This window comes from Gilliamella sp. Nev3-1, assembly GCF_001690435.1.
In the GTDB taxonomy this organism is placed as follows: domain Bacteria; phylum Pseudomonadota; class Gammaproteobacteria; order Enterobacterales; family Orbaceae; genus Gilliamella; species Gilliamella apicola_C.
Map to the genome: position 1 here is coordinate 39876 of NZ_LZHN01000088.1, position 24906 is coordinate 64781.

The 24906-nt window shown below is 34.9% G+C and carries 22 protein-coding genes and 1 pseudogene; 10 read left to right on the forward strand and 13 right to left on the reverse strand.

The annotated features are described in order from the left end of the window. Positions 1-31: 31 nt before the first annotated feature. Together A9G40_RS13525 and A9G40_RS13530 are read right to left on the reverse strand one after the other, a co-directional pair. Positions 32-1378, reverse strand: a complete 1347-nt coding sequence (locus A9G40_RS13525; RefSeq protein ID WP_065583442.1) for an APC family permease — start codon at positions 1376-1378, stop codon at positions 32-34. A gap of 106 nt (positions 1379-1484) precedes the next feature. Continuing rightward, positions 1485-1904 (reverse strand): OsmC family protein, encoded by a 420-nt coding sequence (locus A9G40_RS13530; protein ID WP_065583443.1) that lies wholly within the window; start codon positions 1902-1904, stop codon positions 1485-1487. 218 nt (positions 1905-2122) lie between these two features. On the opposite strand from A9G40_RS13530, the gene A9G40_RS13535 reads away from it, so the two are divergent. Beyond that, a complete protein-coding gene (locus tag A9G40_RS13535) occupies positions 2123-2929 on the forward strand; it encodes a sulfite exporter TauE/SafE family protein (protein ID WP_065583444.1) in 807 nt (268 codons plus the stop codon). A gap of 71 nt (positions 2930-3000) precedes the next feature. Here the strand turns inward: A9G40_RS13535 and mltB are convergent, their stop codons facing one another. Both mltB and A9G40_RS13545 read right to left on the reverse strand, forming a co-directional pair. After that, positions 3001-4074, reverse strand: coding sequence for a lytic murein transglycosylase B (mltB, locus tag A9G40_RS13540; RefSeq protein ID WP_065566777.1), 1074 nt, complete (start codon positions 4072-4074; stop codon positions 3001-3003). A 57-nt stretch (positions 4075-4131) separates the two neighbouring features. Beyond that, positions 4132-5121: a 2-hydroxyacid dehydrogenase gene (locus tag A9G40_RS13545; RefSeq protein ID WP_065566787.1), complete on the reverse strand. Its 990-nt coding sequence runs from the start codon at positions 5119-5121 to the stop codon at positions 4132-4134. 333 nt (positions 5122-5454) lie between these two features. On the opposite strand from A9G40_RS13545, the gene A9G40_RS13550 reads away from it, so the two are divergent. Further along, positions 5455-6669: an AmpG family muropeptide MFS transporter gene (locus tag A9G40_RS13550; RefSeq protein WP_218058039.1), complete on the forward strand. Its 1215-nt coding sequence runs from the start codon at positions 5455-5457 to the stop codon at positions 6667-6669. Between the two features lie 9 nt (positions 6670-6678). After that, positions 6679-7350: an NAD(P)H-dependent oxidoreductase gene (locus tag A9G40_RS13555; RefSeq protein ID WP_065566775.1), complete on the forward strand. Its 672-nt coding sequence runs from the start codon at positions 6679-6681 to the stop codon at positions 7348-7350. Between the two features lie 79 nt (positions 7351-7429). On the opposite strand, the gene A9G40_RS13560 is transcribed toward A9G40_RS13555, so the two are convergent. Continuing rightward, positions 7430-7615: a hypothetical protein gene (locus A9G40_RS13560; RefSeq protein WP_065566774.1), complete on the reverse strand. Its 186-nt coding sequence runs from the start codon at positions 7613-7615 to the stop codon at positions 7430-7432. Positions 7616-7982: 367 nt separating this feature from the next. Between A9G40_RS13560 and trxB the strand changes: the two genes are divergently transcribed. Genes trxB through cydC form a run of 3 tightly spaced genes read left to right on the forward strand, consistent with a single transcriptional unit; the run spans position 7983 to position 12307 of the window. Continuing rightward, positions 7983-8936 carry a thioredoxin-disulfide reductase gene (trxB, locus tag A9G40_RS13565; protein ID WP_065583446.1) on the forward strand — a complete coding sequence of 318 codons (954 nt, stop codon included), beginning with the start codon at positions 7983-7985 and terminating at the stop codon, positions 8934-8936. Positions 8937-8951: 15 nt separating this feature from the next. Continuing rightward, complete coding sequence (gene cydD, locus A9G40_RS13570; RefSeq protein ID WP_065583447.1) at positions 8952-10682, forward strand: heme ABC transporter permease/ATP-binding protein CydD; 1731 nt, start codon at positions 8952-8954, stop codon at positions 10680-10682. Then, positions 10676-12307, forward strand: a complete 1632-nt coding sequence (gene cydC, locus A9G40_RS13575) for a heme ABC transporter ATP-binding protein/permease CydC (RefSeq protein ID WP_065583448.1) — start codon at positions 10676-10678, stop codon at positions 12305-12307. Before cydD ends, cydC begins: the two co-directional genes overlap by 7 nt. 963 nt (positions 12308-13270) lie before the next feature. Here the strand turns inward: cydC and A9G40_RS13580 are convergent. The 3 genes from A9G40_RS13580 to A9G40_RS13590 all read right to left on the reverse strand — a co-directional run bounded on the left by A9G40_RS13580 (position 13271) and on the right by A9G40_RS13590 (position 15679). Beyond that, on the reverse strand, positions 13271-13909 hold the full coding sequence (locus A9G40_RS13580; RefSeq protein WP_065583449.1) for a hypothetical protein: 639 nt from the start codon (positions 13907-13909) through the stop codon (positions 13271-13273). Positions 13910-14131: 222 nt separating this feature from the next. Then, positions 14132-14704: a DUF6037 family protein gene (locus A9G40_RS13585; protein ID WP_065583450.1), complete on the reverse strand. Its 573-nt coding sequence runs from the start codon at positions 14702-14704 to the stop codon at positions 14132-14134. A 108-nt stretch (positions 14705-14812) separates the two neighbouring features. Beyond that, on the reverse strand, positions 14813-15679 hold the full coding sequence (locus tag A9G40_RS13590; protein WP_065583451.1) for a DUF4238 domain-containing protein: 867 nt from the start codon (positions 15677-15679) through the stop codon (positions 14813-14815). Between the two features lie 185 nt (positions 15680-15864). Here A9G40_RS13590 and A9G40_RS15945 point away from each other — a divergent pair, with 185 nt between their 5' ends. The 3 genes from A9G40_RS15945 to A9G40_RS13600 all read left to right on the forward strand — a co-directional run bounded on the left by A9G40_RS15945 (position 15865) and on the right by A9G40_RS13600 (position 18089). Continuing rightward, positions 15865-16083 (forward strand): IS3 family transposase, encoded by a 219-nt coding sequence (locus A9G40_RS15945; RefSeq protein WP_442902737.1) that lies wholly within the window; start codon positions 15865-15867, stop codon positions 16081-16083. A 139-nt stretch (positions 16084-16222) separates the two neighbouring features. Then, positions 16223-16795, forward strand: coding sequence for an SLATT domain-containing protein (locus A9G40_RS13595; protein ID WP_065583452.1), 573 nt, complete (start codon positions 16223-16225; stop codon positions 16793-16795). Positions 16796-16805: 10 nt separating this feature from the next. Beyond that, the gene (locus A9G40_RS13600) at positions 16806-18089 is read left to right on the forward strand and encodes an SMODS domain-containing nucleotidyltransferase (RefSeq protein ID WP_065583453.1); all 1284 of its coding nucleotides are present in this window, start codon (positions 16806-16808) and stop codon (positions 18087-18089) included. Between the two features lie 69 nt (positions 18090-18158). Here A9G40_RS13600 and A9G40_RS13605 read toward each other — a convergent pair. The 3 genes and pseudogenes from A9G40_RS13605 to A9G40_RS15615 form a co-directional block, all read right to left on the reverse strand. Beyond that, positions 18159-18388 (reverse strand): annotated as a pseudogene (locus tag A9G40_RS13605) (IS3 family transposase); the annotation flags it as partial. Between the two features lie 12 nt (positions 18389-18400). Beyond that, positions 18401-18811, reverse strand: coding sequence for an Arm DNA-binding domain-containing protein (locus A9G40_RS13610; protein WP_065583455.1), 411 nt, complete (start codon positions 18809-18811; stop codon positions 18401-18403). Beyond that, on the reverse strand, positions 18789-18914 hold the full coding sequence (locus A9G40_RS15615; RefSeq protein ID WP_255305766.1) for a hypothetical protein: 126 nt from the start codon (positions 18912-18914) through the stop codon (positions 18789-18791). The genes A9G40_RS13610 and A9G40_RS15615 overlap by 23 nt, the downstream gene beginning before the upstream one ends. A 187-nt stretch (positions 18915-19101) precedes the next feature. On the opposite strand from A9G40_RS15615, the gene mutS reads away from it, so the two are divergent. Beyond that, positions 19102-21663, forward strand: coding sequence for a DNA mismatch repair protein MutS (gene mutS / locus A9G40_RS13615; protein WP_065583456.1), 2562 nt, complete (start codon positions 19102-19104; stop codon positions 21661-21663). 96 nt (positions 21664-21759) lie between these two features. Here the strand turns inward: mutS and dld are convergent, their stop codons facing one another. After that, on the reverse strand, positions 21760-23457 hold the full coding sequence (gene dld / locus A9G40_RS13620) for a D-lactate dehydrogenase (protein WP_065583457.1): 1698 nt from the start codon (positions 23455-23457) through the stop codon (positions 21760-21762). A gap of 467 nt (positions 23458-23924) precedes the next feature. Continuing rightward, on the reverse strand, positions 23925-24761 hold the full coding sequence (locus tag A9G40_RS13625) for a YcxB family protein (protein WP_065583458.1): 837 nt from the start codon (positions 24759-24761) through the stop codon (positions 23925-23927). Between the last annotated feature and the right edge of the window lie 145 nt (positions 24762-24906).

Below are 24906 nucleotides of genomic sequence, written 5' to 3' on the forward strand. Positions count from 1 at the left end.
CAATAAATCTTCAATAAATGTATTAAGTTTATTATTCATGTTTTTCTAAGCAAACTAATTGAGCCTGCTCTTTGTTTAAATAGAGAATAATCATACCAATTGCTAACCAAATTACACCGACAATTTTTGCATCATTATCAATATGTAGTAATACAGGTAATAACACTATAATACCAATAATAGGCATAAAGATATTTAAAACCCAAGAACGCCAACCCTTTGAACGTTTTTTAAACTTAAAGTAGCCGATTACAGATAAATGTAACATAATAAATGCCGTTAACGCACCAATATCAACAAATGACACTAGAGCTGCTAATCCTTTATCATGATTGGCAGCAATAACAACTAAACATAAATTAAATAGCGCAGAGCATAAAATAGCCATTGCTGGCACGCCACTTTTTTTACCCACTTTAGCAAAAAATGAAGGTAAACGCTTATCGCGCCCCATACTGAATAAAAGACGACTTGCGGCAGCTTGCCCAACCATTGCAGCAAATGATGCACCAATGGCTTTCATCAAACTTAGCGCCCATCCTAGGTATAAGTTAATTTCTTGATTAACAATATTATAGTAAGCTTTACCCTGTAGTTCAGGATGACTACGCAAATATGCTGAATTATAAGGATTAAGTAAAGCACCAACATAAATTTGAATTACAAATAGGCAACCTGCTAAAATTAAACAACTCATAATTGCTTTACTCACTAAATTATGGGAACCACCGTTTTCTTCAGAAAAAGTTGCAATAGCATCAAATCCCAAATAAGAGAGCACCGCAATAGATACAGCATTAAACAGATTAGCCCAGCTAAATAAATCACCGCCCCAAAAAGGTTTCAACCAATCTCGACTAATATCACTAGTTGCTATTAGCCAAATAGCAACAAATAGCACAGCAAACAATACAATAATTTCAAATAGTAAGATAATTAATGTAATTTTCGCCGATTTTTTGATGCCAATTAAATTCAACGTGGTAGTTAATACAACCGCCAAGCAAGTCCATACCCATACAGGTACTTCAGGAATTAAGGCATTGAACGAAATACCGCTAAATAAGTAAGCAACAGCAGGAATAAACATATAATCAAGCAATAACAACCAACCGACTAAAAATCCCACATTAGCATGAATGCCAATCGAACAATAAGCATAAACCGCTCCTGCATGGGGTAAAGCATTTGCCATTCTAGCATAAGAAAATGCGGTAAATGCCATTACCAAAGTTGCTACAATATAAACTAAAACAACTGCACCATCACTGATTGCATCTAAAACACCAAATAATCCTATTGGTGCCGCTGGTCCAATAAAAAGCAATCCCAGAATAACCATATCCCGAAATCGCATAGTTTTACTTAACTGTTGCATAACCACTCTCTTATTACACTGACTAATAAAATGTTAAATGATTAATGCAAAACACACTAAGATCAGGTTGTTATTAGATTATAATTATTCGTTATAAGAATAGACTTTAATGATATTCCCTAACCTCATAGGTATAAGACATTTTTGCGGTTTCCCCTAGCATGATAGAGGCACTACAGTATTTTTCTGAAGCAAGCTTCACTGCTCTTTCTACTGCTTGATCATCAACATCGATGCCTGTAATCACAATATGGAAATTAATAGATGTATAGACTTTTGGTGAAGATTCTGCTTGAGTTTTATCAATTTCTATCCAAAGATCGCGAATATCTTTTTTATTATTTTTTAAAATAGCGATAATGTCATAAGCCATACAACCTGCTGCACCATGTAACAAAAGTTCCATAGGACGAGCACCGCGATTACGCCCTCCATGTTCAATACCACCATCCATAACTAACGAGTGTCCACTGGCTGTTTCGCCTAAAAAACCAAAATCATCAATCCACTTTAAACGATCTTTCATTATTCACTCCCGCCAATTTATTTTCAAACTTTTATTCGTTACCATCTGCTAAATAACATAAGATTTTTTAGCCATCTTGTCATCTTTTAATTTACTATTTTGCAATCAAACCTGATAATGATATTAAACGGTGGATCAGTAAAATCAATTATCTAATTTTAATTTTTACTTAACAAAAAAGATGGGTTATTAGTGTTACCATACCTTAAGGATTAAACATGATTCTTGAATTTATTATATTCCTTTCTATAGGCGCTGTTGCGGGATTATTAGCTGGTATGTTTGGTGTTGGCGGTGGTGCATTAATAGTGCCCTCCTTAATCTTTACCTTAAATTATTTTAATCTAGGTAATGCTTGGGTTAACCATATCGCGATTGCAACCTCATTAGCAACCATCATTGGCACAAGTTTATCTTCAAGCTATATTTATAATAAAAACAATAATATTCAATGGAATATCCTTAGAAAAATGGTTTTAGGTTGTATCATAGGCACTTTAGGTGGTTCGTATATGACGCCTTATATTCCAGGGGTTTGGTTAAAATGGATATTTATCATTTTTCTTATTTATGTTAGTGGCCAATTTATTTTACAAGCGAGTAAAGTTTCACAAAATCATACTAGTAAAAATATTTCTATTAATAACAGCATTTTTATATTTGCAGGAACCTTAATTGGCATTTTTGCTGCACTTGTCGGCGTGGGTGGTGGTGTTTTAGTTGTACCATTTTTACAAAAATGTGGCATAGATATGCGAAAAGCAATTGGAACATCGGCTGCTTTCACTTTACCCGTTGCTATCGGTGGTACAGTTGGCTACATCATTGCGGGTTGGCATACCCCACAATTACCCCAATATTGCTTAGGCTTTATTTATTTACCTGCGGCATTAACTATTATGCTGGCGAGCATTCCTATGGCAAAAGTGGGGGCACAAATTGCACAAAAATTATCAATAAAAAAGCTGATCAAGTTTTTTGGTGTATTTTTATTATTACTTGCAATAAAACTGATTATTTCTTAAATATTATTGGCAGATATAAAAAAGGTCGCATAACAACGACCTAATAAAATTTGATATTAAATATTCGATAGTTATCTTGCTTCTTTAACTGCAAGTCCCAATTGCCAAACTGCCATGGCATAATGCATGCTATGGTTATAGCGGGTTATGGTATAAAAATTCGGTAAGCCATACCAAAATTGGTAACGATCACCCATATCAAGGCGCAATAGACTCACCTGAGTATGACCATCTAGTGAGCCTTGTGGTTTCAAGCCAGCTTTTGCAAGCGTTTCAATTGAGTATTTAGTGCTAAAACCTGAGTTAAGTGATGGAGCCTGACCATCAGCCATTACCGCCACTTTCTTACCTCGTTGCCAACCATATGACTTAAAGTAGTTTGCAACACTACCGATAGCATCAACTGGATCCCACAAATCAACATGACCATCATGGTTAAAGTCAACGGCATGACGTCTAAACGCTGACGGCATAAATTGACCATATCCCATTGCGCCAGCAAATGATCCACTTAAATCAAACGGATCAACGCTTTCATCACGGCACATCACCAAAAAGTCTTCTAATTCGTTAGAAAAATATTGTGCACGCCTTGGATAGTAAAAGGCAAGCGTTGATAGCGCATCAATAATTTTCGTTTTACCCATTACTCTACCCCAACCTGTTTCGACACCGATAATGCCAACAATAATTTCAGGTGGAACACCATATTCGGTATAAGCACGCTTTAACTCTTTTTCGTATTGGTTCCAAAATTCGACACCACGAGGGAGGTTGCTTGCCGTAATAAATTTATTTTTATAACGAATCCAAGCACCATTTGGTCCTGTTGCAGGCCCTGATTTTGGTGCTTGTTTATCCATTAAATTAATTACCCAATCAAGTTTATTGGTCTGAGCAAGCACATTGCGAAGCTGTTGACGGTTAAAACCATGCTTGCTCACCATTCTATCGATAAATTTTTCTTTATCTATTTCTAATGACGGACTTGCGGTTTTAGATGGATTGTGATCTTTTTCGAGATAAACACCGCCTTTGACATTTGCATGCCCACGGTGTTCTTTCATTGGCGATGTTGAAGATCTATTACTGCTACAAGCTACAAGCAATAAAATTAAATTAAGACAAACGATAATACGGCGCATAAAAAAATCCATATCTTAAGTAATTAAAAAATCGACAACATCATAAGGGATTTCTTATTATTTAACAATATTTGAGCATGATTTACCTTCCGCAACTTGCTTAATATTGCTCAAAGTGGTGTCAGAAATATTCAACAATGCTTCTTGCGTCAAAAAGGCTTGATGACCTGTAAAAATAACATTATGGCAAGAAGACAAACGACGGAATACATCATCTAAAATGACATCATTTGATTTGTCTTCAAAAAATAGATCACGTTCATTTTCATAAACATCCATGCCCAAAGCACCAATTTTGGTTTGTTTTAATGCTTCAATAGCAGCTGTTGCATCAAGTAATGCTCCACGGCTGGTATTGATAATCATCACGCCATTTTTCATCTTTTGGAATGAATCTTTATTTAATAAATGATAATTTTCTGGTGTCATTGGACAATGTAATGTGATCACATCTGACTTGGCATATAGCTCATCTAATTCAACATATTGCGCCCCTAGTTCAACCACAATATCATTAGGATAAGGATCATAAGCAAGAATATGCATACCAAAACCTTTCAATATACGAATAACCGCTTGACCAATTTTGCCGGTACCAATAACGCCAGCAGTACGATTGTGCATATTAAAGCCAGTTAACCCATCTAACGAAAAGTTAGCATCACGAGTGCGTTGATAGGCTTTATGCGTTCTTCTATTTAGCGTCATCATTAAAGCCACTGCATGCTCTGCAACGGCTTCTGGCGAATAAGCAGGCACTCGCACTACAGTAATTCCCAATTTTTCAGCTTCTGCTAAATCAACATTATCAAAACCAGCACAACGAAGTGCTAAAATTTTAATGCCATAACTGGCTAATTTTTGTAGTACTTTTTTATCGACTTCGTCATTAACAAATGCACAAACAGCATCATACCCTTGAGCTGTAACAGCCGTTTTATGACTGAGTTTATGTTCATAATATTCAATATCAAAACCAAACTTTTTGTTTGCCATTTCTAAGTGTTCTTTATCGTAATGCTTGCTACTAAAGACAGCGACTTTAATTGAACTTTTCATATTACTAAACCCCTCTTAATGGTAATTAGTTATTTTTTACTGGTTGTTGGCGTTAATCTTTATACTCAAACAATTTTTATACTGAAACACAACACATAGCCTTTACAATTTTTAACAAAAAAGACTTTTAGCTTTCAAAAAAATATTGCGTATGAATTTGTTATGTTGGCAATATCACTTTAGGTAACAGTGTTTACCTTCACTTATCAAATTATTTTTATAGGTTATATGCTATGATAGCACTTTGCTAAAAACTAACAATAAAGATAGATAATGAATAATGCGCAAAATTCACTTTTGAAAACAATTTTTAACACCAAGATGCTAATCTGCATTTTTACGGGTTTTGCTTCTGGTCTTCCTTTTTATTTATTATTACAACTATTACCTGCTTGGTTAATAAGCGATGGTGTAAATATAAAAACAATTGGTGCTTTTTCGTTAACGCAAATTCCTTATATTTTGAAATTTATCTGGTCGCCATTTATGGATAATATTTCACCGTTTAATTTAGGGCGACGCCGCGGTTGGATGCTGGGTTGCCAAATTGTACTCACTTTATCAATCGCAATATTGGGATTTTTTTCGCCTAAGTTAAACATCTGGTTAATTGCGATTACCTGCTTTATTATTGCGCTATTTTCCGCCACTCAAGATGTTGCGCTTGATGCATTTAGACGAGAATTATTAATTGATAAAGAATTAGGGCTCGGTAATAGTATTCATACAAACGCTTATCGAATTGCAGGTTTAGTACCTGGTTCATTATCACTTATATTATCAAACTATTTACCGTGGAATAGTGTTTTTATCATTACAGCACTATTTATGCTACCGGCTATCATAATGACATTGCTGGTCAAAGAGCCTCTTAATCAAATGCCAAAAAATCACCATTTTAAAGATATCATCATTGAGCCATTTAATGAATTTATTACTCGAAATGGGCTTAAAACAGCAATTTTAATATTAGCATTTATCTTTTTATATAAATTAGGCGATAGTATGGCTACTTCATTAGCCACACCTTTTTATTTACAAATGGGCTATAGTCGCCCCGATATTGGCTGGATAGCAAAAAATGCCTCTTTATGGCCAAGCGTATTGGGTGCACTAATTGGCGGTATTTTGATGATAAAAATAGGAATAAACCGCGCACTATGGTCCTTTGGTCTTGTACAAGTTATTTCAATTTTAGGATTTGCTTGGCTTTCGGTGGAAGGTGCTTTTAATGCTATAGGGACATACCAAAAAGCTTTATTAGCAATAGTAATTGGTTTCGAATCACTTGGCGTTGGCCTTGGTTCTGCCGCATTTGTAGCGTTTATCGCAAAAACAACCAATCCGCTTTATACTGCAACACAATTTGCTTTATTTACTAGCATAGCATCAATTCCAAGAACATTAATTAATGCGACAACAGGCATTATGGTTGAATATTTGGGGTGGACAACATTTTTTAGTTTATGTACGATTCTCGCCATCCCAGGTATGTTATTATTATTAAAAGTTGCCCCATGGAATACCAAATCGTAAGGAGAAAATATGGATAAGCTAACCCAAGCATTTGATTTTAGACATGCATGTAAAAAATTTGATCAAACAAAAAAAATCAATAATGATGATATTGAATATATATTAGAAGCTGGCCGACAATCTCCCTCATCATTTGGTATGGAGCCTTGGCATTTTGTGGTCATTGACAGTGATAAAATAAAGGCACAATTGCGATCGGTTTGCTACAATCAAGAGCAAGTGACAAGCTGTTCACATTTTGTGATCATACTTTATCGCAAAGCCAATAACTTCACTTCGCAAAGTGATTACTTACGCCGAGCTATTGCTCGTACTTTACCTAATCCCAATGATCAAACAGCAATCGACATTGCTTGTCAAGCATTTATTAATTTTTGCGAGCAAGGACTTGCTGATGGTTTAACCATTAATCACTGGTCAGAAATGCAAGATTATATCGCTAGCGCCAATATGATGACAGCAGCTGCATTTCGAGGCATTGACTCATGTGCAATAGGTGGATTTGATCACGATAAAGTAATACAAATTTTAGAAAAATATATACCGCAGTTAAGTAGTGAATCATTTGGTGTTGGGCTATGTTTAGCATTCGGCTATCGAGCCGGAGAGCCTACAGCACGTGTTCGCTGGCCATTACTAGATATAACAACATATTTATCGGATGACAATTCAACGAGCTAACCAATTGAATACCTTCAATCGCCAAACGGCGAATGAAGGTATAAATGAAAAAACAGCAGAGCTTTATTTAATTAATTGTTTATTTAATTAATTGATAGAGCGCTTCAGCTTCAGATGAAGCCGAATCCATGATAAAGGCAACACCAGATAAAATATTACCAACTTGAGGATCGCTAATATTTTGTTGTACCGAATTTAAAATCTCTTGTGCCCAACCAATTTTTCTAAGCACTGCTTCTACATTTTCTTTTGAAGGATTGTTCATCTTATCTCCCCCTTGTTTTGTTAGGATGTCGAGTAAACTAATAATAAAAATGTTATTGCTAAATGTTAGGAAAAAATTTAAGAATAAGAAAAGCGCATATTTTAAACACTGAAAGTAAAAAACCAAAACAAACAAAGTTTAAAAAAGAATAAATATCTTTAAAATAATTGAAAAGAAAAAGATAACCAATTAATTCGCAAAAAATTAACTCAACGCAAATAATACAAATACAACCTGTTATGATTGCCTATTGATACAATAATCAATTTTTTTTACACTATAAGGATTAATAATGTTAGACTTATCTGCTATAAGTTGCACTAGTTTTGCTAAAAATGACCAAAGTCAAAATAAGTAAGGATTTAAAATGAAAACCAAACATGCCCGTTTGTTAATACTTGGTTCTGGCCCTGCAGGTTATACCGCAGCAGTTTACGCTGCACGTGCAAACCTTTCCCCCGTATTAATTACAGGAATGCAACAAGGTGGACAACTTACTACAACCACAGATCTTGAAAACTGGCCTGCTGGTGCACCTGACTTAACAGGATCAGAATTAATGGTCAAAATGAAAGAACATGCTGAAAGGTTTAACACCGAAATTATTTTAGATCACATCGATCGTGTCGATTTTAGCGAAAAACCTTATAAGCTTTATGGTAGTGAAACGCAATACAGCTGTGATGCATTGATCATCGCTACAGGGGCTTCAGCACAATATTTGGGCTTACCATCAGAAGAGGCTTTCAAAAGCAAAGGGGTATCAGCTTGTGCAACTTGCGATGGTTTTTTCTATCGTAACCAAAAAGTTGCCGTTGTTGGCGGTGGTAATACTGCCGTTGAAGAAGCCCTTTATTTAGCCAATATTGCTAGCGAAGTACATTTAATCCATCGTCGAGATACCTTCAGAGCTGAAAAAATATTAATGGATCGCTTAGACCAAAAAATAAAAGAAGGTAAAGTGATCTTACATACACACCGCATCGTTGACGAGATTTTAGGTGACAACATGGGCGTTACAGGCGTTCGAATCCGTAGCACACAAGATACAAATTTAACTGAAGAAATTTCTGTTTTAGGCGTATTTATTGCTATTGGACATAAACCCAATACGACCATTTTCGAAGGACAGCTTGAATTAAATGAAGGCTATATTAAAGTGCAATCAGGCACACAAGGAAATGCAACACAAACCAGTATCGAGGGAATATTTGCAGCTGGTGATGTAATGGATCATATTTATCGTCAAGCGATTACTTCAGCAGGTACGGGCTGTATGGCGGCTTTAGATGCCGAACACTATTTGGACAACTTAAAATAAACAGTAAAGAGCTTCATGTCATTAGATAAAAAACGCCAAGCCTATTTACTTGGCTGGTTAAAACAGTATGCAAAAATGCATAAAAGTAATTTATGGGCTTCGATTTTAACTGGCTTTGTTTTAACAATATTAGTGATTATCCAAGCTGCGTTGCTTGCAATTATTTTACAAAAAATCATTATTGAGCAACACCATTTTACGGATATCTTACCTTTTTGGGGCGGACTAATTGGGGTATTACTCGGTCGGGCATTTTTTATTTATCTGCGTGAAAAAATCAACTTTGCCATAGGCCAAAAAGTTCGCAAGCAAATTCGACACCAATTAATTAACCAACTTGAATTGCATGGTCCGGCTTACTTAAATCAAAGCACGATCGGCGCATGGAGTACGTTACTTATTGAACAAGTCGATAAATTGCATGACTTTTTTGCACGCTATTTGCCACAAATGCGATTGGCAAGCATGACACCGATTTTAATTTGTATAGCGATATTCCCTTTTAATTGGGCCGCCGCTACAATTTTACTTTGCACAGCACCACTGATTCCTATTTTTATGATCTTAGTCGGAATGGGGGCTGCCGATATCAATCGTCGCCATTTTAAAGCCCTCGCTTATTTAAGTGGTCACTTTTTAGATCGTCTAAAAGGTCTCAATACCATTCGGCTATTCAACCAAGGCGAAAAACAAACTAACGAAATAGCTCGTGCTTCTGAGGATTTTCGTATAAAAACGATGCAAGTACTCAAAATTGCATTCTTATCTTCTGCTGTATTAGAGTTTTTCACATCAATTTCAATCGCCATTGTGGCGATTTATTTTGGTTTTTCCTATTTGGGAGAATTTGATTTTGGCGCATACAACGGAACTGTTACCTTATTTGCTGGTTTTTTTGCGTTAATTCTAGCACCTGAATATTTTCAACCATTACGTGATTTAGGCACCTACTATCATGCTAAAGCAGAAGCAATCGCAGCGGCTGATAATATCGAAACTTTTTTAAGTAAAAACATTGTGCAAAAACAACCTAACATTAAAGCAACTAACATCAAATTGAATGAACCATTACAAACCATTGAAGCAAACAACTTAATTGTACTATCCAGTGAACAACAGTTTATCGTTGGCCCACTATCGTTTAATTTGCAAGCACCGTTTAAATTGGCTTTGATTGGTACCAGTGGCGCAGGGAAAACGTCGTTAATGCAAGTGTTGCTCGGTTTTTTACCTTATCAAGGTTCGCTAAAAATTAATGGCATCGAATTTAACCAATTAGACATAAATGATTGGCAGCAAAAGGTGAGTTGGATAGGGCAAAATCCTTATCTGCTAAATAGCACTATTCGCGATAATATTTTACTTGGCAAGCCAAATGCCACAATGCAAGAACTTGAAGAGGTAATCGCCAAAACACAATTAGCCGATGTAATTGCCAAATTACCACAAGGAATTGAAACCCAAGTTGGCGAAGATGCCGTGCGTTTATCTGTTGGGCAAGCACAACGAATTGCTTTAGCCAGAGCTATGCTAAAACCTTGCCAATTAATTATTCTTGATGAGCCAACGGCTAGTTTAGACAAGCAAACCATGCAAAATCTAGATCAACAACCTATTGCCCCCAACAGCATTACCATTACTCACCAAACAGATGATATGCAGAATTATGAACAAATCTGGCAACTAGCCCACAGCAAGCTACATCAAGGTAAGCTACCTTGTGATAGCGAGGAGGATTTATGTTAGCCACATTGCGCCCTTATATAGCTCTTTATAAACACTATTTTTGGCAAATTTTAGCTGGTTTATTGTTATCAATTCTTACCCTATTTGCTAGTGTCTTTCTATTATCTTTATCAGGATGGTTTTTAGCTTCTACCGCTTTTGTTGGCGTTGCTGGTTTGTATTCGTTTAATTATATGTTGCCAGCAGCCGGCGTACGTGCGGCAGCGATTGCTCGCACCGCTTCACGTTATATGGAGCGTTTGGTTGATCACAACACTACATTTAAAATCTTAGCTTATCTAAGAACGCTTGCTTTTCGTAAAATTTTGCCATTAAGTGCTAATCAACTTGCCCACTACCAACGAGCAGATTTACTTAATCGCTTCATTGTTGATATTGATGCGCTTGATCACTTATACCTAAAACTCTTTGCCCCTATTGTAACTGCTTTGGTGACCATTGGCATTTTATTTATTGGGCTTGCAACTATCAATTTACCCATTGCACTAATCATTACTATCATACTTACAATTACATTACTTGTCGTTCCCGTTATTTTTTACCAAGCAGGAGAACAGCTAGGCAAAACGCTGGCCAAACAACAAAGTGAGTACCGAACATTATTAATCAATTACCTGCAAGGGCAAGCTGAACTGACCCTATTTAATGCGCAACTGCGCTATCGCACTCAGCTTGATGAACTGGAATCAGATTGGTTGTATAATCAGCAGCGCCAATCGACATTAATGGCGTTATCAAGTGCATTAGTCTTACTAATTGCAGGCTTTTTAACGTTACTTGTGCTATGGTTAATTACCCAATACACCTTATCACCTTTAGTGGCTTTATTTGTATTTGTTAGTCTTGCCAGTGCCGAAATCCTTATGCCAATTCCCGGTGCATTTATCTTTTTAGGACAAGTGCTTTCTTCTGCCACACGCACCACCGCTATTTTCAATCAAACACCAGATATTAAATTTGTGCCAAAAGGCAGAACGATAGATCTAAACGTGGCAAAATTACAATTTAAGCAAATCAATTTCACTTATCCCAATCAGCCTTTTGCGGTATTAACTGATTTTTCATTGACAGTTGAACATGGTGAACATATTGGCATAATTGGTAAAACAGGTTGTGGTAAATCGACATTGCTAAGCCTAATAAATCGCACATGGCAACCTCAATCAGGCAATATTTATATCAACAATGTTGAACTCAATCAACTTGATGAAAAAACATTACGGCAAACGATTGCTATGGTGCCACAAGTGATCACGATATTTAGTGACACCTTAAAGCAAAATTTACTCATAGGCAATCAACAAGCGACCGAGCAACAATTAATAGATGTATTATACCAAGTTGAGCTCGACAAACTATTAGCTACGGATCAAGGCTTAGACTTACTTATTGGACAAGGTGGCCGAACACTATCCGGTGGCGAAATTCGCCGTATCGGCATTGCAAGAGCCTTACTGCATAATTCCCCATTAATTTTAATGGACGAACCAACAGAAAGTCTTGATCGACAAACCGAGCAACAAATTATTCAATTAATAAAGAAAACCTGTAAAGATAAAACATTGCTCATGGTCACCCATCGCCTGACCAACAATCCGCTATTTGATCGAATTATTTCGCTTTAACAAATATAAGATCTTAAGAAACGACATCAAAACGGGGGTTTTATGCGAAATCCCCTCCCCCTCATGCATAAATTAAGTAAAAAACCGCCAATTTTCACAAAATGAAAACTTCAATAAAATCAATGTGTTTTCTGAATGATTTTTAGGATAAAAAACAGCTTATAGGAAAGTTGCAGTTTCGGGCATTTTAGCTTTTGTAAATAAAATAAACGATTAATAATAATATCAAAGCGGGGATTTTGTGCGAAATCCTCTACCCTCATGCATAAATTAAGTAAAAAATCGCTAATCTTCATAAAATGAAAACTTAAATAAAATCAATAGCTTTTCTGACTGATTTTTAGGATAAAAAACAGCTTATGGGAAAGTTGCGGTTTCGGGCGTTTTAGTTTTTGTAAATAAAATAAGCGATTAATAATAACACCAAAGCGGGGATTTTGTGCAAAATCCCCTCCCCTCATGCATAAATTAAGTAAAAAATCGCTAATTTTTATAAAATAAAAAATTCAATAAAATCAATTGTTTTCCTGACTGGTTTTTAGAATGAAAAACAGCTGATAGGGAAGTTGCGGTTTCGGGCGTTTTAGTTTTTGTAAATAAAATAAGTGATTGATGATAACACTAAAGCGGGGGGGTTTAATTCCTACACATAGCACACAATACGCTCTACTTATAATTACTCGTATCATCCATGATACTCACCTCTTCTAGGTCATCTTAGTGTAGCTAAGATGTTCAAATTTTTTGCAGAAAAATTTGCTCCACTTTTGCCACAGAGACTTTAACGAAATGGTGCCGATTTTACAAACCACTTATCCTTCAGGAAAAACAGTAATTTTGGATGATATCAAGGCTTCCTATCTTCCTCATGTTTTTATTTGCTTTTTATTGATTGATTTGGTGTGTTATTTTTATTGATAATGTTAAACCGCAGTATAAGCGGTTTGACATTTTTGATAAGCATTATTTTTTAGCATAAAGTATAAACGGTATTTTTTTATATTGTTTAGTTCTTTTACCCCATTCTTCTAGCTTGAGTAAGCAAAGATGGTAGTTTTCGTCTTGTGCCGGTTTAGCGCCAACGGAGAATAAATAATCTTTGCCTGCTTCAGGAGTAAATTCAAATGCGCGGTTTATCCCGTTGCAAACAAAAAACTTGGTATAACCTTGACGAAACCATCCTGGTTCAACTTTAGTTGACATTCCAACTGTAAAACCAAAAATAAATGGTTTATTTGGAATGACATTAATTTGACTTAATGGTTTGACGTAATCACCAAAAACCGTTACGCCATGAATATCTGTAACTGGCGTTACAGCCTCTGTATCACCAAATCGAAAAGGAACCATACCACCATTGTCATAATGGGTTGCTTCATCATATATCCGCATCTTTACGTTAACATCACTTGCCCCTATTTGAATAACGGTAACTCTTGCTTTAGGTTGATTACCCGTTGGTTTAACTTCAGAATAAAAACGACTTTTTGATAAAAATTTAGCATGAAATTCTGCTAGCCATTGCGCTATATGATATTCGGCAGAACTTTTATAAGTGGAGCATGATACGATAAATAACGCAAATGCCACTACGCATAACATTCTAAAAAATTTAAACACTTATACTCTTTATATTTAAGTTAGATTTATAAAATAACACCTATACAAAGCTAATTCAATAGGTAGGCATAAAAGATATGAATGTAATATTCGCCTATTTGATAAGCTCAATTAACGTTACCTATATCCCTATAAGATATCTAATCAAGACGCCTTATCTATTAAATCACTTCAGGATAGCAAATAGATCATAATTGGAAGTTATCACATCTTCCAATTATGGCCCAAATCAACTGAACTCCATTTTGATGAGGCTTTCATTTTTATACTATGTTGAAGAGCATCTTTACCAAGCAGTAATAAAGTTTTCTTTCGGTTTTCTTCTGATGCTCCATTTGGTCTTTTTTCGCTAGTCCAATATATCCATGTATCAAAATAAGGCTTTTCTCTTTCTTCTATAATATCACGTCTTAACCGTACAACTTCACTTACTGTAGGGTTATTTTGAATAGATGCTATTGTAGGCAAAGAAGTGTTTAGTTGGTCTAAGAATTTTTTAGGCTCTAGTTTTCCGGTGCTAAAACCATTATTCAGTACCTCCGCCAATTCATAATAGAAACCATCAAAATATGGCCTTATTTTATATCCCTTCATTACTTCAAATTTAAAAAAATGAGGGTTAACACCTCTTGAAGTCAAGGCTAAAATAAATGGATCTTCTCTTGTAGAAAATAAGCAATCAAAACTAGCGGATCCAGTTGTTATTCTAAACTGTTGCATATCAACTGAAATCTGCAACATACTTTGGTGAAGTTGGCGTAATGAAGACATTTCCATACTAGATTCCTCTCTTATAGTTATCATTTAATATTGATACCTGACAATAAATTACTTCAGCATTTGAATATGGAATAACTAACAAAAACATTCAAAATAAAAAAACTATCAGATTATTAAGAAATCAAAATCTTCTTTTGTTGCAGCAATAAGATATTTATCTGCTTGATTATATTGGCAATAATTTAGAAATTTGTCATCATCATATAAAATAGCATCGGAACAGCAAGAATCTTTTGCAAATTTCAAATATTTCCATGGAGATATTGGTAATACAATATAATCTTTTCTCCATATAACTGGATTATCACTTGTTATTAAAGGCTTCCTTGTATTTTTAAGAGATATTTTGGTATAATATTGATGGAAAAAAGAACTTTCCAAAAAGGTATCAATTAATAGCAAGTAAGGAAAAAACTTATCTGGATTATCAGTAACAACGCCAATATCTTTATAAATTTCAGGCAGATGAGCTCGAAAAAATTTAGTTCTTGAAAATAAAAAAGCAATATATAGTTGCAAATTAACTAAGTTCTCGTCCAGAATATTTTTTACATGCTCTCCTTTATCGATAATATCACCGATCACTTTATATCCTGCTTCTATTTGACTAAAAAAAAATTTTTCTATGGAGATATTTTTATCCGCTCTTTCGACACAAAGGCTAAGACTTAACATACCTTTATCTATAATTTCTTTTATATCGCTATCTTTTACTTCTTTTCCGCTATTAACTATAGGTATTTTTTTATAAAAATAATCACGTAATTGTTTAGTTTCAGGATCAGTTAATTTTTTGACATCATAAAAATAACTTTCGGAAAATAAATTTTTAATATTTTTCTGTTTTATATTGTTAGTACTTTTATCCAATATAAAAGGAAGACGTTCATTCTTTTTATTGGGATTAGAAATAATTGCCCAACGCGATAAATAATGTTGAGGTACATAATGTTGATTTTTATATTCTGCCATATTTATTTTACTTAAAACTACTTATAAAGACTTATAATATAAAACATTCTGTAGTGGCATGTCCATCATAACAATGACCTTATTAAACTGGCAGTAATTAGTGTAACCTGTCTCAGGTATTTCATTCAGATAGAGGAAAAGAATTTAATAATCATCTACTTGATGAATGTTTAAAGGAATTTGGCATTCAACGCTCATTAAGCCATAAGGGATATCCCTATGATAATACCGTTGCTGAAGCGAAATTTAAAGCGGTGAAGACTGAATTTGTGTCAAACACGATTTTTGATTCACTTGAACAGCTTAGGTTGCCATTTAATCACTATATAGATTGGTTTAATGACAATAGGTTTCATTCTTCTTTAAATTACCCGTCACCTATTGAATATAAAATCAACCTATGACCTTATCTTTTTGGTACTAAAATGTGTAGACATGCCATTGAAAGTATGGCTAAAATTATGGAGGTGGATTTAAAAGTAATAAAGAAGATTATTAATCGAACTTAACTGATTTATTTAAATAAATATTAAGATAATTAACATGAGTCCAAAAGAAAATTATAAATTAGCTTTAGAAGCTCAGATTAGAGAAGCTTACGGAAAAATAGTCTATAGCCAAACTTGTCATCACAAGATGGCGGAACGCTTTTATAAATATAATCGTAGATGGAAATGGGTTCAGATTATACTATCTGCAATTATTAGTTGTTCAATTGTATCTATACTTTTTTATGATGAATTCTACTCAAAAGCTATTAGTGCAGTGCTGTCCGGCGTACTAACGGGAATAAATTTGTACTTAAAAAATTCTAATTTATCCGAACATACTAAAGAGCATCAAAAAGTTGCTCATGAACTATGGAAGGTAAGAGAGGAATATGTTTCATTACTCACTGATTTAGATGAATTAGATAAGAGTGTGATGGTTAAAAAAAGAGATGAGTTACAAAATCGTACTTATGAAATTTATAAGAATGCGCCAAAAACTGATTCAAAAAGTTATAAAGAAGCTCGGAAAGTGTTAAAAAATGAAGAAGAACAAACTTTTTCCAAAAAAGAATTAGATCTTATGTTACCACCTGCTTTAAGAAAAAATAAAACTAATCTTAGATAAGGAATTGATAATGTCAGTTACTGATATGTTTAAAGAGTTTTTAGCTAATTTAAAAATTGATAACTCTGAACAAATTACTTCTCGTTATGAGGAAATTACTTGCTGTCTCAATAAGAAGTATAGATGCAGTGACGCAAAAACAAGTAATAGGCTGCAAATTGGTTCTTATGGTAGATGGACTGCTATTAAAGGTATTTCTGACCTAGATATGCTTTATATTATGCCTAATTCAAAATGGTATGACTATCAAAATTCAGGAGGACAGTCAAAACTTCTAAAAGAGGTTAAAGATGTAATTCAACGTAGATATCCAACAACAGAGGTAAAAGTTGATAGATTAGTTGTAACAGTGACATTTAATAATTTCTATATTGAGGTACAACCGGTTTTTGAACTTGATGATGGTAATTTTCAATATCCCGACACTTATGATGGTGGTAGTTGGAAAATAACTAAGCCCCGTGAAGAAATTTCTGCAATGAAAGAGTTTGTTGATAATAAAAATAACAATCTCCGTTGCTTATGCAAAATGGTGCGTGCATGGAAAAATAATCACGGTATTGCCATGGGAGGATTACTTATTGATACATTAGCGTATAACTTCTTAAATAGTAATACTTATTATGATGATAAAAGTTTTTCTTACTATAATCATTTAAGTAAAGATTTTTTTGAGTTTCTAAAAGATCAAGGGGATCAAGATTATTATCTTGCATTAGGAAGTCGCCAACAAGTTAAAGTTAAAAAAAAGTTTCAACAAGCAGCAAAAAAAGCTTATGAAATGTGCCTAGATGCTATTGATTCTGGTGGTAATGATATTGCATATGATAAATGGAGAAAAATCTATGGTTCGGCATTCCCTTGTAGACCAAAACAATTATCAGAATCGCGAGCTCAATTATCTTATAATTTTAGTAATACAGAAGAATTTATTGAAGATAAATACCCTATAGATATTCGTTATAGTTTTAAATTAGATTGCATAGTTACACAAAATGGATTTAGACCATTCAGGCTAAGTTCCCATACTCGGAGATTATCAGTAAATAAAAGACTTAATTTTGTTGCATCTGATATTGATGTGCCAGAGCCCTATATTATAAAATGGAAAATCTTAAACATAGGTCAAGAAGCAGAACGAAGAGATTGTATTAGAGGGCAGATCCTTAATGATAATGGAAATAAAGAGAAAATTGAGTCAACCAGTTTTACTGGAGATCATCTGGTCGAATGCTACGTTATAAAAAATAATATTGTTGTTGCAAAAGAAAACATTATTGTCCCCATAGAATAGTACTTGTATGCATTGTACTAGCTCAAGCCTAATCCGACAGTTACCAGTTTTTATTGGGTCTCTGTCAGGTTAAATCTGGTTCAGATTTTTTTCTTCCCAGTTCCGTTTTCCATCAAGCAATGTTTCCATTGGTGTTCGACCACAGCACATTTTTCCCTGTATCCCAGATGAGCTCGTTCATTATTGTAATAATGCAGCCAATTGTCCAGATCTGTTTGGAGTGTTTCTAAATCTGAATAGCGCTTTTTACGAAATGTCACCATATAAAACTCATGTAAAATATTTTTATGAAAACGCTCGTGTAACTACCCCTAAAATAGTACAGCAGATTTATTACCTAAAACTTGTACAGGATCAGCATATAGTGTTCTTCTAACTTCATTTTGACCTTTAAGCTTTCTTGCTCCTTTTATTACTTTACCATCTTTAGTATGGCGATCTTGGATATATTCTGTTAAATATAAATCAATCATTTTCTTAATGGTAAACTTAGATTTATTTTCTTGAGCTTTTTTAAGTTGTAGTTCATTAATTTTTTGTTGTTCTCGTAGCTCTCTAGGACAATATCCACTTTCTCGAATTTTTTTCAACTCTTGCAATTTTATACGATCCTCAGCTAATTGCATTTGTGGGAAATAACCAATAGTCATTTCAACTAATTTACCATCAGTTCTTCGAAATCTATATATAAACCGTTTTTTACCAGTTTTTTGAACACTCAACTCTTAAACCACGATTTTCATTACAATCGGATAATACTTTACCATTCGGCTTTAGTTTTACTATAGCTTGATGTGATAATGCTTTTTGATCACCATTTGCCATAAAATACCCCTCTGCTATGAACTAATAATCAGTTATAATAAAAAGATGATAACTATTATGTTAGTTATACTTTTAGTTACACTAATGATTAAGAATTAGTGAGATTTTATGAGTTAAAATGATATTTAATGAGACCAATTGAATTTATCAACATATTGAAATATAAATAAAAAACACAAATAACACTATGAATGAAAATGAAAACTTCACCGACCACACACCCATGATGCGGCAATATTTAAAACTCAAAGCCGAAAACCCCGATATTTTGCTTTTTTATCGCATGGGTGATTTTTACGAAATGTTTTATGACGATGCTAAACGTGGCTCGCAGCTTTTAGATATTTCGCTCACTAAACGTGGCTCTTCAAATGGTGAGCCTATTCCTATGGCAGGTGTGCCCTATCATGCTGTTGAAAGCTATCTAGCCAAGTTAATTTCGCTCGGTGAATCAGTCGCTATTTGTGAACAAGTTGGCGATCCGGCCACCAGTAAAGGTCCCGTTGAACGTAAAGTTGTTCGTATTGTTACCCCAGGTACTGTCAGTGATGAATCGTTACTAGAGGATCGCAAAGACAATTTACTGGCTTCAATTTGGCAACAAAACCGCCATTATGGTTATGCGACACTCGATATCAGTTCAGGTCGATTTTTTGTTTTTGAATGTGATAATTTCGAGGCAATTCAAGCCGAATTGCAACGAACAAGTCCCGTTGAATTGCTTTATCCCGAAGATTTTCAATCCATGCCATTAATTGAACATCGTCATGGTTTACGCCGTCGCCCACAATGGGATTTTGACCTTGAAACGGCAAAACAGCAACTTAATTTACAATTTGGTACCAATGACCTTGTCGGATTTGGTGTTGAAGACTGCCATTACGCACTTTGTGCAGCGGGGTGCTTATTGCAATATGTTAAAGATACCCAACGCACGGCGCTGCCTCATATACGTTCAATTATCAAACAATCAGCCTATGATTTTGTGGTATTAGATGCAGCCACTCGGCGTAATCTAGAAATTACTGAAAATCTAGCTGGTGGCACTGAAAATACCGTTGCTGAAATACTTGATAAAACCCAAACGCCAATGGGTAGCCGAATGCTTAAGCGTTGGTTACATGCACCAATTCGCAATTTGACAATATTACAAAATCGCCAACTTGCGATCAGTGAATTACAAAATTATATTGATGATACCACCCCATTATTAAAACAAATTGGCGATTTAGAACGTATTTTAGCAAGGCTCGCGTTGCGAACTGCTCGCCCTCGTGATTTTGCTCGTCTGCGTGATGCTTATAATTTATTACCACAGTTACAAAATCTATTGAGTTGCCTTACTTCGCCCGCATTAATCACATTGCGTGCCAAAATAAACCAATTTGATCGCATAGCAGATATTTTAAATCATGCTATTGTTGATGCCCCGCCCGTGATTATTCGTGATGGCGGTGTGATTGCTGGTGGATATAATGCAGAGCTAGACGAGCTACGAAGCCTTGCTGATGGTGCAACCAATTATCTAGAACAGCTTGAAATACGAGAGCGTGAAACTCTTGGCATTGATACGCTTAAAGTGGGCTTCAATGCGGTGCATGGCTACTATATCCAAATCAGCCGAGGTCAAAGCCATTTAGCACCAATTCATTATACTCGTCGTCAAACACTGAAAAATGTTGAACGGTACATAATCCCCGAGCTTAAAGAGTATGAAGATAAAGTCCTTACAGCTAAAGGGCGAGCATTATCGCTCGAAAAACAACTTTACGAACAGCTATTTGATCTATTAATGCCCGAACTCGCCGATATGCAAATTAGCGCTGATGCCATTGCAGAGCTTGATGTTTTAACCAACCTTGCAGAGCGCGCATTAACACTTAACTATCAAACCCCAACACTATCAACCAACGCAGGTATAGAAATTAAAGATGGGCGGCATGTGGTTATTGAACAAGTATTACAGACGCCTTTTATTGCCAATTCACTATCATTATCGCCAAGCAGACGCATGTTAATTATTACTGGACCGAATATGGGGGGGAAAAGTACTTATATGCGTCAAGCGGCTTTGATTGTGTTGCTTGCCTATATTGGTAGTTTTGTACCTGCATCAAAAGCAACAATTGGCCCAGTAGATCGCATTTTTACCCGAATTGGCGCTTCAGATGATTTAGCTTCAGGGCGTTCTACGTTTATGGTTGAAATGACTGAAACGGCCAACATTATGCATAATGCCACAGAACAAAGCCTTGTTTTAATGGATGAAATCGGTCGAGGCACCTCAACTTATGATGGGCTTTCTTTAGCTTGGGCCTGTGCCGAAAATTTAGCTAATGAAATCAAATCAATGACACTGTTTGCCACCCATTACTTTGAATTAACCCAACTACCTGAACATCTGCAAGGTGTTTATAACATCCACTTTGATGCTATTGAACACGATAATACTGTTGCTTTTATTCACGAAGTATCTGAAGGTGCGGCTAGTAAAAGTTTTGGTATTGCTGTTGCTGGGCTTGCTGGCGTACCCAAAGCAGTATTAAAACGAGCTAAACAAAAATTGAAAGAGCTAGAAATTATTTCCAAACAATCTGCTGGTAGCCATATTGATAAATCGCAACTTTCGTTGATGATCAGTGAGCCTGCAACGTCAGAAGTCGAAGAAGCATTAAAACAGATCGATCCTGATGCTTTAACACCTAAACAAGCTTTAGAAATGCTATATCAATTAAAAAAATTATTGTAATGTGCAAGCGCAATAATTGTTTTATCACATTACAATTTAACAACTATCAATAATCACTGCCAAATTGACTTTTGGCAGTTAGATTTTTAGGTGTGATTACGCCCAATGCTTTTTCTTTGATGTTTTACCAATACCAGGGTTAAAGCTATTTGTTGGATCGATCTGTTGATAGAATTTTTTCAAATCATCATTCGCATGATACAAATGCCCAACATTATGCTCTGCTGGATACTGAGCCCCTCGCTGGTCGAGTAATGCTAAAATATCGTGCTTAACTTTATCGCAATCCACACCTTTTTTGGCAATATAATCTTGATGAAAAACATAACAGAAAAAATGCCCATAATACATTTTGTGAATAAAATGTTGATCGATATCTTTTGGTAGCGTTTCAAACCAATCGGTATCATTGCGTTTTAATGCAATATCAAGTGCCACAATGTCTTCTACTGTTTTACTATGCACATTGCGGTAAGCCGTTGCAGCTCCTGCGGCAGCAAAGCGGTGTAACATCGCTGCTTGAGCTTCCTTTTCATTACATAAAAAATAATTACCATTTTTATTTCGAAAATAGCCTTTTAAAAAAGATTCAGCCTCAGCGATTCCATCATCTGCCATTTTTAAGATAAGATGATGCTGGTAACAATCACGATAATTGCGCAACGACTTGGGCAAGTGCTTTGGTAATAATTTACAAACAAAAATAGAAAACCGATCCGAAAAATTCTTAGGAAAGAACGGAATTTTAGCGGTAATGCGATCTACAACATTCTTAAAAACAAACAGGCGTGGCATCATATCTGTGCCTAATTTCTGAATAGCAAGAAAAGTTGGTTTACCATAAATAGCTGCAATATCAAAAGCCACACGATGCATGTATTCGCCCGACACAGGTAAGGTTTTAAATTGACGCAAAATATGGCGACGAATATCATTTAATTCAGTAATATTATTTGTGCCAATATAAAATACAGCTGATTTATTTTCTAAAGGAAAGGTATCTAAGCGCACAGCAAAAACCATTAAACGTCCTGCACTACCCGACGCTTCATAATGGCGGGCTGGATCGGCATTAAATCGAGCAGGCGTATTAGCATCAACTTGACGAACATGCTCACAATAATGATCATCATGGCCTAAACCTGCATCTGCATTTATATCTTTATCGGTATAAGTATGATTTTGCAAATTCTGCAAAATCGTTTCTGGCTCATCCCCCAGCTCAATACCTAAATGATTAACTAAGTGCAATTGCCCTTGCTGATCTAATTGAGCAAAAACAGCCATTTGAGTATACGCAGGTCCTCGCTGAATAAGCGCACCGCCAGAATTATTACAAACGCCTCCCATTACTGATGCACCAATGCAAGATGAGCCAATCACTGAATGTGGACCTCGATGATATTTTTTTAATTCTTTTTCTAGCCGATAGAGCGTGCTACCTGGCAAGCAAACAACTTGTTCACCATTTTTAATAACATTAATCCCGTCCAATCTGCGAGTGCTAACAATAACGATAGGGCGATCATAATCATTGCCATCTGGCGTAGATCCTCCTGTTAAACCTGTATTCGCTGATTGTGCAATCACAATCACATCAGCCTCAACACAAGCTTTTAAAACTTGCCATTGCTCAACAAGTGTGCCTGGCAAAACTACCGCCAAGGCATCTCCCTTACCAAAGCGAATACCCTGACGGTAAGGGAGTGTTCGGCTAGGAGTAGTTAAAGTATATTTATGTCCAACAATACTTTGTAGCTTCTCAATGAGTTTAGCTGTTTGATTACTTTTCATATCGGTATGTCCCATGTATATTGAAAATTGTATTGCGTTAACACTGGTTATTTAATAATCAACCATCTTAACTAAAAGCTACACAATTAGCTATCGGTATTTCACCAATCTTTACCGCGCGTTAATCGTTATTTTTCATGAAAAATAGGTTAACCGTGAAGCATAGTCGTTAAGTTTAAGCGTAAATAATGGATAAGTTATCGGTTATCATTGAGCATCAAGTGCAAGAATTTACGCTTTCTTATACATTCACTTTTTTATGATGGAATGGGCATATGCAATTTTTATCATTAACAATAAAAAATCGATTTGATATGATTTATCTTATTTTAAGATGTATTATTGCTTTCTCGCTTAATCATTAACTTTAATCTTAGAAATAACAACGTAACATCCGTAAAAATAAGACAAGAAAATATCCCTCTGGGTAGTTGAGAGGCGTAAGATTAAATGCATACCAAATATGACTAACAATAATTCTTATTTTGCTTAAAACTTTCCTCAAGTTTTTGCCGTTGCTGATGAGTAAATTCGTCATAAAAAAGAAAATAAAAAGAATATTTTTGTATTTGTATTAAATAGCCTTTCTTTAATTTTCTTATCTTATAAAATTCCGAATATTTAATTTTAAACCCAGATAGTTTTTCTTTATATGTGCATTCTAATTTATCATTATAAAATGTGATAATTGCATGGCGATAAACGCTATTCACCGATTTAACAATGCGATTCACCGATAATCGCAAACACAATTGATACCCAACCACGGCAAAAATAGAGCCCAATAGCATAGATAGAGAAATTTGATAAAAAATAAAATCTATCAGTATAATAAAAAGTATTACAAACATTCCGATCGTTATATTACGGTACAAATACTTGAGCCCCGTTAGGATTCTTTTTGTTGTCACTTCGTAATTGTCAATAACAGCTAATGGTGCGTTACACTCTTTTTCGTAATATGGTCTTAATTTATTGTCTAATATTGTTAAATGTTCGGGTTTAAATAGGTCAAATTTAATAAAATAAAATATTGTGCAACTAACAAAAAATAGATACCCATCTGCTTTTTTATGGATTTGATAAAAGTCTTGATAATAGTAAGTATTGGTTTCACTTTTATCCTGATTATGTAATAGCATTTTTTCATCATCAAATGTGATTAGAAAATTTCGCATATTGTCGGCTATTGAGCGGTCTAAACTCTCGGCAAACTCTTTATCTAGCACGCCTGACTGAGCATAGTACGAATCTAACAAATATTGCGAGTTGATTTTATATTCTACAGTTATTTTTTTATTCATTGTTTAGCTCTTCATTGAATAATTATTATTAAATATACTATTTAATCATTCCAATTATGTATACTATTTTTAATTACGCCTATTGGTTATCAGAACAAAACGCACACAACAATTTACTCAAAGCTTATCCAAAGCGAGTAAAATA